At 45.1% G+C, this 13,110-nt stretch carries 8 protein-coding genes; 7 read left to right on the top strand and 1 reads right to left on the bottom strand.

The genetic code is table 11. From position 1 onward, the window contains the following. Together rpoC and ABYU67_RS03090 are read left to right on the top strand one after the other, a co-directional pair. Positions 1-3,898 (top strand): DNA-directed RNA polymerase subunit beta' (rpoC, locus tag ABYU67_RS03095; protein WP_372843551.1); only part of this gene is annotated, 3,898 nt, incomplete at its 5' end. Positions 3,899-4,126: 228 nt separating this feature from the next. Then, positions 4,127-4,651 carry a DUF6586 family protein gene (locus ABYU67_RS03090; protein WP_372843550.1) on the top strand — a complete coding sequence of 175 codons (525 nt, stop codon included), beginning with the start codon at positions 4,127-4,129 and terminating at the stop codon, positions 4,649-4,651. A 164-nt stretch (positions 4,652-4,815) separates the two neighbouring features. On the opposite strand, the gene ABYU67_RS03085 is transcribed toward ABYU67_RS03090, so the two are convergent. Beyond that, the gene (locus tag ABYU67_RS03085; RefSeq protein WP_372843549.1) at positions 4,816-7,482 is read right to left on the bottom strand and encodes a penicillin-binding protein 1A; all 2,667 of its coding nucleotides are present in this window, start codon (positions 7,480-7,482) and stop codon (positions 4,816-4,818) included. A 195-nt stretch (positions 7,483-7,677) separates the two neighbouring features. Here ABYU67_RS03085 and ABYU67_RS03080 point away from each other — a divergent pair, with 195 nt between their 5' ends. The 5 genes from ABYU67_RS03080 to pilQ are packed head-to-tail and all read left to right on the top strand — an operon-like array spanning position 7,678 to position 13,071. After that, positions 7,678-8,733 carry a pilus assembly protein PilM gene (locus ABYU67_RS03080; RefSeq protein WP_372843548.1) on the top strand — a complete coding sequence of 352 codons (1,056 nt, stop codon included), beginning with the start codon at positions 7,678-7,680 and terminating at the stop codon, positions 8,731-8,733. Continuing rightward, positions 8,733-9,398, top strand: a complete 666-nt coding sequence (locus tag ABYU67_RS03075; RefSeq protein ID WP_372843547.1) for a PilN domain-containing protein — start codon at positions 8,733-8,735, stop codon at positions 9,396-9,398. The genes ABYU67_RS03080 and ABYU67_RS03075 overlap by 1 nt, the downstream gene beginning before the upstream one ends. Then, positions 9,395-10,126 (top strand): type 4a pilus biogenesis protein PilO, encoded by a 732-nt coding sequence (locus tag ABYU67_RS03070; protein WP_372843546.1) that lies wholly within the window; start codon positions 9,395-9,397, stop codon positions 10,124-10,126. The genes ABYU67_RS03075 and ABYU67_RS03070 overlap by 4 nt, the downstream gene beginning before the upstream one ends. Further along, a complete protein-coding gene (locus tag ABYU67_RS03065) occupies positions 10,126-10,665 on the top strand; it encodes a pilus assembly protein PilP (RefSeq protein WP_372843545.1) in 540 nt (179 codons plus the stop codon). The genes ABYU67_RS03070 and ABYU67_RS03065 overlap by 1 nt, the downstream gene beginning before the upstream one ends. A gap of 27 nt (positions 10,666-10,692) precedes the next feature. Beyond that, positions 10,693-13,071 (top strand): type IV pilus secretin PilQ, encoded by a 2,379-nt coding sequence (gene pilQ / locus ABYU67_RS03060; RefSeq protein ID WP_372843544.1) that lies wholly within the window; start codon positions 10,693-10,695, stop codon positions 13,069-13,071. The last annotated feature ends 39 nt before the right edge of the window (positions 13,072-13,110 follow it).

Here is a 13,110-nt window from a genome sequence, read left to right as displayed (position 1 = left end):
TCTTGCGAGCCCTGTTGCGCATATTTGGTTCTTAAAATCATTACCAAGCCGCATCGGTCTATTGCTAGACATGACGCTACGTGATATCGAGCGTGTGCTTTATTTTGAAAGCTATATCGTCACAGAACCTGGTCTGACTTCTTTAGAGAAGTATCAGTTGCTTGACGACGAAGATTACTTTAAAGCTCTTGAAGAATTTGGTGATGAATTCACCGCCAAGATGGGTGCTGAAGCCGTTCAAGATTTATTAAAAGACATCGATATCGATATCGAAATTGATGAGCTACGTGAAGCCATTCCACAAACCGGTTCTGAAACCAAGCTTAAAAAGATGTCTAAGCGTCTTAAGTTATTAGAAGCATTCCGTGATTCTAATAACAAGCCTGAGTGGATGGTAATGAACATCTTGCCAGTATTACCACCAGATTTGCGTCCTCTAGTACCGCTAGAAGGTGGCCGTTTTGCGACGTCAGATCTAAATGATCTATATCGCCGCGTGATCAACCGTAACAACCGTCTAAAGCGTCTATTAGAGCTAAGCGCACCTGATATCATCGTACGTAATGAAAAACGTATGTTGCAAGAATCAGTTGATGCCTTGCTTGATAACGGTCGCCGTGGTCGTGCGATTACGGGTAGTAATAAGCGTCCATTGAAATCTTTGGCTGATATGATCAAAGGTAAGCAAGGTCGTTTCCGTCAAAACTTACTTGGTAAACGTGTCGATTACTCTGGTCGTTCGGTGATCGTTGTAGGTCCGACTCTACGTCTACATCAGTGTGGTCTACCGAAAAAAATGGCACTTGAGCTATTCAAGCCATTTACGTATAACAAACTATTGTCTCATGGCTTAGCGACGACGATTAAAGCTGCTAAAAAGATGGTAGAGCGTGAAGAGCCGCAAGTATGGGATATGCTGGCCATGGTTATCCGTGAGCATCCAGTACTATTGAACCGTGCGCCAACACTTCATAGATTGGGCTTGCAAGCATTTGAGCCAGTATTGATTGAAGGTAAAGCCATCCAGCTGCATCCTCTAGTTTGTACTGCGTTCAACGCCGACTTTGATGGTGACCAAATGGCCGTTCACGTGCCATTGACCCTAGAAGCTCAGCTTGAATCACGTGCCTTGATGATGTCAACCAACAATATCCTGTCACCTGCGAACGGTGAGCCAATCATCGTACCGTCACAGGATGTTGTACTGGGTCTATATTACATCAGCCGCTCGTCAGTCAACGCCAAAGGCGAGGGCATGATTTTTTCTACCGTTAATGAAGCGTTACGTGCCATTGGTTCAAACGATTTACATGTTAATGCCAAGATTAAAGTACGTGTGACTGAAACGCATATCGATGATGATGGCAATCGTACCAAAGAGACAAATATCCAAGATACGGTCGCTGGTCGCTTGTTAATCTGGAATATCATGCCTGTAGGTATGTCGTTTGACGAATGTAACGAAGAGATGACGAAGAAAAACATCTCTAAGTTGATCAACTCTTGCTACCGTAAAGTTGGCGTAAAAGAGAGTGTTATGTTTGCTGACCAATTGATGTATCTTGGTTTTGCACAAGCGACGCTATCTGGTGTGTCTATCGGTATCGATGACATGGTCATTCCACCACTGAAAAAGCAGATCATCGAAACAGCAGAAGCAGAAGTTCGCGAGATTGAAGATCAGTTCGAGCAAGGCTTTGTAACCGCTGGTGAGCGTTATAATAAAGTGGTTGATATCTGGTCACGTACCAATGACAAAGTCGCTAAAGCGATGATGGATAACTTGGCTACTGATAAAATCATGAATGCCAAAGGTGAGGAAGAAGAGCAGAAATCATTTAACTCTATCTTTATCATGTCAGATTCTGGTGCTCGTGGTAGTGCGGCACAGATTCGTCAGTTGGCTGGTATGCGTGGTTTGATGGCAAAACCGGATGGCTCTATCATTGAGACACCGATTAAAGCCAACTTCCGTGAAGGTTTGACCGTACTTCAGTACTTTATCTCAACGCATGGTGCGCGTAAAGGTCTTGCCGATACAGCACTAAAAACCGCTAACTCAGGTTACTTGACGCGTCGTTTGGTTGATGTGGCACAAGATTTGGTTATTACTAGCGAAGATTGTGGTACTGAGCAAGGTCTGCTTATGAAGCCGCATATCCAAGGTGGTGAGATCATTGAGAAACTTGGTGAGCTAGTACTTGGTCGTGTAACAGCACGTGATGTCACTTACAACGATGATGCTGATAAAGTATTGATTCCTGCTGGAACCTTGATTGATGAGCATTGGGTTAAAGTACTCGATAATAACGCAATCGATGATATCTGGGTACGTTCAGTGATTACCTGTGACATCGAACATGGCGTTTGTTCACAGTGTTATGGTCGTGACCTTGCCCGTGGTCATAAAGTCAATATCGGCGAGTCAGTCGGTGTTATGGCAGCGCAGTCTATCGGTGAGCCTGGTACTCAGTTGACCATGCGTACGTTCCACGTGGGCGGGGCAGCAAGCTCAGCTTCTGTGGACAATAGCATCTCAGTCCGCAGTGCAGGTCAAGCGCATTTTGAGAACATGAAAACGGTACAGCATACCGACGGTCACTTGGTTATCGTATCGCGTTCAGCCGAAATCGCCTTAACGGATGAGCTTGGTCGTGAGCGTGAGCGCTATAAAGTACCTTATGGTTCAAGCGTGCTTGTAAAAGATGAAGAGCAAGTTGAAGGCGGTCAGACTATCGCTAAATGGGATCCGCACACGCATCCTATTATCACAGAATTTGCTGGTACCGCACGCTTTAGTGAAATCACTGATGGCTTGACGGCGACAGTAAAAGTTGATGACGCGACTGGTATGAGCTCGTTTGAGATTCTAGCGACTCGTGACCGTTCAAGTTCAGCAAAAGACTTACGTCCGGCGATCATCTTGAACACTGACGAAGGTAAAGAAGTGGTTTACTTCTTACCTGCTGAAACCATCATTCGCGTGAGCGATGGCGAAAAAGTTGCCGCTGGTTCGATCCTAGGCCGTGTACCACAAGCATCATCAGGTACCAAAGATATTACCGGTGGTCTGCCACGTGTTGCTGATTTGTTTGAAGCACGTCGTCCAAAAGATCACGCTATCATGGCAGAGATGACAGGTGTCGTAAGCTTTGGTAAAGAGACCAAAGGTAAGAACCGTTTCATTATCACCAATGAAGATGGCGAGATTCATGAAGAGCTGATCCCGAAATGGCGTCAGATCAACGTTTTCGAAAACGAAACCGTTGCTCGCGGTGAGATTATTGCGGATGGTCCACAAAACCCGCATGACATCTTACGTCTAAAAGGACAAACGGCGCTTGCTGATTATATCGTTAACGAAGTACAGGACGTTTATCGTCTGCAGGGCGTAAAAATCAACGATAAGCACATCGAAGTTATTATTCGTCAGATGCTGCGTAAAGTTGAGATTACAGACGGCGGCGATTCAAACCACTTTAAAGGCGATCAAGCAGAGTACGCTGATATCAAAGCATTGAATGCTAAGCTTGAAGCGGAAGATAAATTCCCAGTACAGTTTGAGCGTCAATTATTGGGTATCACCAAAGCAAGTCTTGCTACTGAAAGCTTTATCTCAGCGGCATCGTTCCAGGAAACCACACGTGTCCTAACGGCTGCTGCGGTCACTGGTAAAGTCGATGAGCTACGTGGTCTAAAAGAAAACGTCGTCGTTGGTCGCTTGATCCCTGCTGGTACTGGTTTGGCATATCATAAAACTCGTAAGGAAAAAGCAGAGCAAAAACTGCAGGACAAAGATCTAAATGCAGCGTTCGATATATCTGCAACGACTGATGCCACAGACTTTGCAAGCTTCGATGAAGCATTTGCTCAAGAGCTGAATCAGGGTAATCATTAATTCAGATTACGCTTAGCTATTTTCATCTATAAAAAAGCCAGCCTAAGTTGCTGGCTTTTTTTTGCTTTAAAATTCCCTCACGATATTTTTTTCTTGGGGAATGACTTTATAAAATAGTACACTGCTATAACTGAACCTTTTAAACACCGCTAGATTTTGGGTGTAATGTTCATAAGTCCTCATAGCTTCTCATCATTTTTAACCGTATTTACTCAAAAGGATAAGCGCATGGCAGATAAAACTCGCGTTGCCAAATACCAAGCTGACCGCACCAATCAAAAGCTGTATTTTTGCCGTTTGGCCTGTCAAGCCGCTGCAAATACTACTGACAAGCAGTTATATCAAGCGCATTGTGAGACCGCTATTTTTCATCTATACGGTACGTTTTTGGCTTTTTTACAAGAGCTGGGTCATTTTTATCATATCACGCTGACGACACCAACCTTGCGAGATATTGAAGAGGCACTAAGTGAGCGTACGCAAGTATCGCCTGAGATACAGCGCCTAAAACAATTACAACAGCAAGGGTTTTTAGCAGATATAGAGCATGCATACCAGCGTTGTCTATATGCCGTGATATCTGAGCATGTAGTAGATAAGGCGGTCGATGGCAAAAAAGAAGCGCCTGATTTGATTGTCAATGTTGTGACATTGTCCAATCAATGGTTGCCAGATGAGGCGACCATACGTGAATGGCGCCAGCAGTTTTTGGAACTGATTGAGCAGCTACGTGCTGGTATGGTAGAGTTTTAATCCTCATGAGATTATTGACTGGCTAGCTGCTGTTTATAAGCGGATTAGGATATAAGACTGTATGTAATGGGAATAGGCTCTATAAAAAAGGCTGACTCAGTATTTACTGAATCAGCCTTTTTGAACGTAACAGAATAGAAGAAGTAGAGGCTATAAGTGATTCATTACTCAGGCATGGCTGGCATACGTTCTACAGGCTTGACTACTAATGGCTTTTGCTTCTGCGCTGGGCTATTAGTAATACCATTATTGGTAGCTTCAGAGGTCTTAGGTTCCGGTGTCTCAACAGGTTTTGGCGCAGGTGGCTGGCGTTTTTGAACAGACGTCTTGACCGGTTTTTCAGATTTGCCGACGTCGGTTTCCTCACCCTCAAGCTCAGTAACTCCCTCATCCATCAAATCTATAATACTTTGCTTTTGTTTTTTTGATTTGGCGCGATTATTAATGGAAACCCATTGACTAGGGGTGTTTTTAAGCTGGGCTTTCATAAAATCCATCCAAACGGGTAGGGCTGCTACGCCGCCATATTCTCGCCGACCCATGGTTGCTGGTTGGTCAAATCCCATCCAGACGACGGTCGCATTGGTAGGGTGGAAGCCTGCAAACCAAGCATCTTTTGCCTCGTTGGTGGTACCTGTTTTACCACCAATATCATCACGTCCCAAAGCCCTGGCTTTAAACGCTGTACCTCGCTGTATCACATCACGTAAAATATCTGCCATCTCATAAGCGACTTTTGGTTTTAGAATACGCGGTGCTTGTTCGGCGCGCACATATTGCACAACGGGTGCTTTTAAGCGATCTGATTCTGGGCCGGCATCGTAAATGCTCAAGTCAGTATTGTTACTTTCTTTAGTAGTATCGCTGTTTTCCTGATTAGCTGCTACCTCAGTGTTCGTATTTTCATTTGCAGGTGATTCTGTCTCTTTATCAGCCTCAGCTACTTTTTTATCATATTCAGCAGCCAGCTTTTTATTGACATCGTCGAGCTGCTCATTAAAACATAGGGCACAAGCTTGCTGAGGATTGGCTTGAAATAAAAGCTTATTATTATAGTTGTAGATTTGTTCGATAAAATAGGGCTGTATACGATGCCCACCATTGGCGAAGGTGGCGTAAGCGGTGGCCATTTGCAATGGGGTTGCTTGACCTGTACCCAATGCTAAAGACAAGGTAGTTGGTAGCTTCTCTTTATCCAGTCCAAACTCATCTAATAAATTGCGAGCATCAGAGATACCAATCGCTTGCAAAAGACGAATAGACACGAGGTTACGTGATAAATAAAGTCCACGGCTCAACGTAATATCACCTAAAAAGCGGCCGTCAGAGTTTTTTGGCTTCCAATCGCCGACTTGTAGCGGGCGATCTGAGACTATGCTGTCTGGACGATACCCTTTTTCTAGGGCAGCAGTATAGACAAGGGGTTTAATGGTCGAACCCGGTTGGCGCCAACCCTGCAACGCGCGGTTAAACTTACTATGATTAAAATCAAAGCCACCGACCAAGGCGCGAACGCCACCAGTATCAGGATTGAGAGAAACCAAACTGCCTTGTACCTCAGGTATTTGACCAAGTTGCCAGCCACCATTCGCAGTCGGTATCAGGCGAATAATATCGTTTTTACTCACTATTTGACTGGCATTACTGGGAAAATAACCGATACGATCAGCAGAGATATATTTACGAGCCCAGCGCATACCAGACCAGTTAACGGTCACACTTTCGCCAGACAGCATGGTTGCCTCAAAACTACTGCTATTCACTTTAGTCACTTTGGCGGGGATCATGTTGCTATAACGACGGAACTTTTCCAGCGGTTCGCCGTTGGCCTCAGCACCGCGCCAGCCATGGCGATGCTCATAAGCGACCAAGCCTGTTAAAACTGCTTTTTCGGCATCAATTTGTGCTTGACTATCGACCGTCAGGCGCACCCGCCAACCGCCATGCATGACCTGCTCACCATAACGATCAACCAAAGCTGCGCGCGTCATTTCTGCCAAATATGGCATGTTAACATCCAGCTTTTCTTGATAAAGCTTAATGCCAATGGGCGCATTAATAGCTTCGTCATGTTGAGCTTTGTCGATGTAACCCAATTCATGCATGCGACCAATAATCCAATTACGACGCGTGAGCGCACGGCTTGGATTGGCAACAGGATTGTATTTAGAGGGGGCTTTTGGCAAACCTGCCAGCATTGCCATCTCGGCAATGGTGAGATTCTCAAGCGATTTACTATAGTATTTTTTGGCCGCTGCCCGAATACCATAAGCGCCTTCGCCTAAGTATATTTTATTGACATAAAGGGTGAGAATATCGTTTTTACTCAGCTCGTCTTCAATTTTACGAGCCAAAAACAATTCTGTCAGTTTGCGATTTAAGGTACGGTCTGGACTTAAAAAATAGTTTTTGGCGACCTGCATGGTAATGGTTGAGCCACCTGTTTGGCTTTCATCGTCCGTGACCACTTCAGTGACCGCGCGTCCCAAACCTTTAATACTAATACCACTATGTTGAAAAAACGAGGAATCCTCTGCTGCCAAAAAAGCGTGGGTCAAGTCTTCTGGTATCTCTTCAAAGGTAATAGGTAATGATAAACGATTGCCATATTGCCCAATCAATTTATCATCACTACTATATATCTGTAATGGCATCTCTAAAGTTGCCGTCTTAATCTCTTGCGTACTTGGCAACGTTGGTGATAAATACATCGCCATGCCATAGAAACCGATAGGAATGGCAAGCGCCAATACCACCGCTAAGGCTAGACAAGCAATGAAAAGCCCCACCAAAAAGTGAATGAGACGAACAGTGGCATTTTGTTTGGTCATAGTCAGACTTATCGATTAAGGTTTGCAACAGATGAAAAACATTATACCTTGAACAAAATAGCCAAGTAATAATAAATGTGTAAGTTGGCCTGTACAGGACATTTAAATGCTTGAATCTATCTGTTAAGTAAAGTATTGTACTAAATTATTACAAATAACTATCAGATTGTACACTTAATATAAGGTATAGAGTTTGTGAGGCTATTTACTTCTAAGAGTCGACATTTGATTGGCGTGGATATTTGTACCACCTCAGTGAAGTTGGTTGACATACAGCGCCAACAAGGCGTTTTCCACCTAAGATCTTATGGTACTGAAATATTACCTGAAGGCGTAGTCATCGACAAACTCATCGTAGATACGGAAATGGTAGGCAATACTATAGCAGGCTTGGCAAGGCGTTGCCAAGCGGCGGGTAGTAGTGCCGCTACAGCAGTTTCAGGGTCAGCGGTGATTACTAAAATCATCGATATGGATATGATGCTAAACGATGTCGAACGTGAGGCTCAAATTCGTCTGGATGCTGACCAGTACATTCCGTATCCGTTAGAAGACGTCAACTTGGACTTTGAAGTATTGGGTCCGTCTCTGATTAATGATGACATGGTACAAGTGCTGCTTGCAGCATCTCGTACAGAAAACGTTGATCAAAGGGTGGACGCTTTAGCCTTTGGCGGTCTGCAAACCAAAGTGATGGATATTGAGTCGCATGCCATTGAGCGTGCTTTTGGTTTGATGGCGCAGAGTCTGCCAAATTTACCAGACTTGGTGGCACTGATTGATATCGGGCACAATCAAACAACGTTATATGTCGCCAAAAATGGCGAATTTATCTATAGTCGTGAGCAGTTATTTGGAGGCAGTCAGCTGACAGAAGCCATTCAAAACCGTTATGGTCTGTCTGCTGAAGAGGCGTCTATTAGTAAGCGCGAGCGTGCTCTACCAGATGACTACTATACCGATGTTTTAACCCCATTTATAGAAAATACCATTCAACAAATCACGCGCTCTTTACAGTTTTATTTTTCTTCCAGTCAATACAGCAGTATCGACCATGTGGTCCTTGCTGGTGGCAGTAGTTCCATCGCAGGACTTGCTGGCATGGCGCAGCAGCGCTTGGGCGTGCCCGTCACTATTGCAAATCCTTTTATCAATATGACCATTGCGCCGCATATCGATCATGAGCAATTGGTCATTGATGCACCCAGCTTAATGGCCGCTTGCGGTCTGGCGTTAAGGAGCTTTGACTAATGGCTCGTATTAACCTACTGCCCTGGCGAGAAGAAGAACGCGCCCGCCGTAATAAAGAGTTTATCACCTTAGTGGTGGCAGTGACCTTGCTGTCTCTACTAGCAGCATTTGCAACGTGGAGTTATTTTAATAACGAACTCGATGAGCAATTGGATGCCAATGCACTGATTGAACAAGAAAACGCTCGTTTGGATAAAGCCTTGGTTGAGATTGACAGTTTAGAGCAGCGCCGTGAAGATATCATCTCACGTATGCAAGTGATTCAAGACCTGCAAGGTCGCCGTCCTGTACCTGTACGATTATGGGATGATCTTGCTAAAGCCATTCCGCCAGCGCTTTATTTGAACAATCTCAAGCGTGAAGGGGATGTACTGACATTGACAGGACTTGCTGACAATCCAAACGTGGTATCAAGCTTGATCCGTAATCTTGATAGCAGTAAGTGGATGGGCAATTCAGCCGTGAGCAACATTCAGCAAAACATCACCGCTTATCAAGCAGCACCCGTTTTAGAAAATACGGCCACTACGCCGGGTGAACAACCGCGCCCTATTTATCCTGAAGACAGCTATGTACAGTTTGTCATAACGACCAAAGTACAGTCTGAAACGGCTGTTCCTGTAGAAGGTGCTGATGGCGCTGTGGTACCCGGAGGCGAGTTATGAAGCTGAGCCGTAAAAAACCCCGTATCAAACTTAAAAAGACGGTGATAAAACAAAGAAAACAGTTTGATCTAAATGAATTTCGCCGCAGTTTTGAATCCTTGGATTCTGAAAACTATGGCAGTTGGCCGCTTCCTGTTAAGGTGACAGTCATTGGTTTTATTATTGCTTTGATCGCGGCTTTATCATGGGCATTACCGATCAGCAGTAAAATCGATGAAATCACAGCAGCAGAAAGCCAGCAGCAAACCTTACTCGATAGCTACCGCGAAAAAGAATCGCGCGCACGTCACTTGCAAGCTTATCAAGCTCAAGTGATTCAGATGGAAGCAGAGTTTAATACTTTGCTCGATCAGCTACCAAAAGACACCCGTGTATCAGAATTGGTTGAGGGTATCAATATGACGGGCGTCGGCAGCAATATACGTTTTCAAGACATCTCTGTCGAGCCTGAGATTGAAAATGAATTCTTTATTGAGCAGCCGATTCGTATCGCAGCGCTGGGCGATTACCACCAGTTTGGCAGCTTTATCAGTGGTTTGGCCGCTTTACCAAGGATTATCACCATGCACGACTTTGAAGTCAGTAATCCGCAGCCAACCTTAGATGTATTACCTGAGCTGAATTTGGTATTGCAAACCAAAACCTATCGTTCAAAAGAGGCAGATCCTGAAGGTGATGCAGCGGCTACTGAAGCTGCACCCACCGATGCTACTGCAGGAGGCAACTGATGACCAGCCAAACACTGTCTAAGTTAAGGTTATTGCTGTTAAGCGCTGCTGTTTTATCTATAACTGGTTGTACCGATCGTATCGGTTTGGCAGAACAAGCAATGGCTGATATCCGTAATCAGCCTGCGCAGCCGATTGAGCCGCCGCCTCAGGCGGAATTGGTAGAGGATTTTGTCTATAGTGCCAGTGCGCAGCGTAGTCCATTTTTGCCGCCAAGTTTGGTAAACGTACAAGGTCCTGCAACCTCTATCGATGGGGTGCGCCCTGACATAACGCGTGTAAAAGAGCCGCTTGAACAATATGAGCTGACGCAGCTTATCTTTCGCGGTGTGGTGATCTCGCCTGAAGGTCGACAGTATGCATTAGTACAGCGTCCTGATGGCTCAGTTGCGAGTGTGAGAGTAGGTAATTATCTTGGATTGAATGACGGTCGTATTGTTGAAATCACGCCGACTCAGATTAACTTGATTGAAATTGTGCCAGACAGCCGTGCTGGGTTTGTTGAAAAACCCCAGTCACTGGTGTCCCCTATAAGCTAAGTCGGCAGATTTTTTGAGGAATAAATAATGACAGTACGCAACAACAAGGTAATGATGATGAGCAACCGCGTATCTTCTACTTTCGCCATTTCTGCACTGGCTATGAGTATGGTAGCCGTAAGTAGCAGTGCCTATGCCGAGCAGCGCATCAACAATATTTCTGTGGTGCAGACAACGCCTAGTGTCACTCAAATGCGTTTGGGGTTTTCAGGTGCGCCAGTATTACCAGCCGCTTATCAGCTCGACAATCCTAGCCGTTTGGTGCTGGATTTTGAACAGGTACAAAATGGTCTAGCCAGTCGCTTTAATGAATATAATGTCGGTCTGGTCAATGAGGTCACCACCTTAAACAGTGACAATACCACCCGTCTTATCGTTGGTCTAAAAAAGACCGGCAACTATACTACTGCGATTGATGGCAATGAGCTATTGCTAACCGTTACTGACCCTAATCGTCCAGTGATTGCTCCGGTGGTCAAGAAAGTCATTACCAACGACCCCGTCCAAGATGTGCTTAATGGCAATGCGGCTATTACTACCACGGCTGTGGTCACGCCCATTGTTGAAACCAGTAGTGTGGCTGTTGCGCCGATTAGAACGACCGTCACCAAAGCCCAAGTACCTGCTGATACCATGGTGGTACGCGTCAATCCTTTATTAAGCCCGCAACTTGCCTCTGCACAAGTCAGTAAGCAGTATAGCTACGATGGGCTCAGCGCTGTGAATTTTTCAGCAGGGAATGGTGGCGGTGGTAACGTCAGTATCTCACTTGCCAATGAAGCGATTCCGGTAGATGTTCAGCGCCAAGGTAATAAGTTGGTTGTGCGTTTGACTGGTAGTACCGTCCCTAGGAATCTGCTGCGCCGCTTAAATGTGAATAGCGGCTTGGTCGATAGTATTGATACCAAAAACCAAGGTCAAAATGGTGTGATCACCATTAATCTGAAAGACGATTTTGAATACCAAGCCTATCAATCTGGCAATCAGCTAAATATCGGTATCAGACGACCTGAGCTGCTACGCGAACCGACACTTGAAGAAAAAGTCTATACCGGTGCAGCGTTATCGATGGAATTCCAAGACGTTGAGATTCGTAGTGTTTTAGATATCTTGGCGCAGTTTACAGAGATGAATATCGTGGCAAGTGATTCGGTCGCTGGTAACATTACCTTGCGCCTGATTAACGTCCCTTGGGATCAAGCGCTTGATATCATTCTTAAAAGTAAAAACTTGGGTAAGCGTGAAAACGGTAATGTCATTTTGGTTGCGCCCTCAACTGAGCTAGCTGAACAAGAGGCGCGCGAGCTTGAAGCACAGCAAGCGGTTGAGTCTTATGCGCCGCTACGCACTGAATACATCCGTCTAAGCTATGCAAAAGCGGCAGACGTTTTGACCCTTATCTCTCAAGGTAGCGGTAGCGCTGGCAGTAATAATGCCGGCGGTAGCACTACTGGCAATACTAATGATAGTAATAACTTGCTGTCTAATCGTGGAACTGTCACAGTCGATGAACGTACCAATACTTTGATTGTCAAAGACGTGGCAGCCAGCATTGAAAATATCCATAAGCTGATTGGTAAAATCGATATTCCTGTCCGTCAAGTGATGATTGAGGCACGTATTGTTAGCGCCACCGACAGTTTTAGTAAAGAGATTGGGGTTCGCTGGGGCATCTTGTCAAATGGCGCTGCCAATAACCGCAATTTGTTGGTCGGCGGTAGCAATCAAACCTTGTGGGATCTAAAAGATTTTGATGTGGAGACCACGACGATTAATGGTCAGACCGTTTCATATCCGAAATACGATATTACTCGCCCAGATAATTTAAACGTTGATTTGGGTGTTGACAATCCAGCGGGTCGTATTGCCTTTGGCTTGCTTGGTATTTCTGACTTTATGCTTGATCTTGAGTTGTCAGCGATGCAAGCTGATAACCGCGGTGAAGTGATTTCTACGCCAAAGATTTTGACGTCCGATAAACAAACGGCAAAAGTCTCTTCTGGTACGCAGATTCCGTATCAAGAAGCATCCGCAAGTGGCGCGACGACGACGAGCTTTAAAGAAGCTGCCTTAAGCTTGGAAGCCACGCCAAACATTACCCCAGATGGTAAGATTGGTTTGCAGCTGCTCATCACCAATGGCACACCGACCATTATCAATAATCAGGTTGCTATCGCTGAAGACTCTATTTCGACCAACGTTATTGTCGAAGACGGACAAACCATAGTATTAGGCGGCGTCTTCAAGAACCGTACCAATAACGGGGTCGATAAGGTACCCTTCTTAGGTGATTTACCCTATATCGGGCGCGCCTTCCGTAAAGATGTGCGCAGCAATACCAAAGAAGAGCTGCTGATATTCATCACGCCAAAACTGATCAACGATGGTATTAGCCGCTTAAATTAGTCAGGTTTTAAATCAAAGAAAGCAAGCCTTAGTGCTTGC

The sequence above is a fragment of the Psychrobacter sp. genome (assembly GCF_041554015.1).
In the GTDB taxonomy this organism is placed as follows: domain Bacteria; phylum Pseudomonadota; class Gammaproteobacteria; order Pseudomonadales; family Moraxellaceae; genus Psychrobacter.
This window is presented reverse-complemented; position numbering and strand designations above follow the sequence as displayed.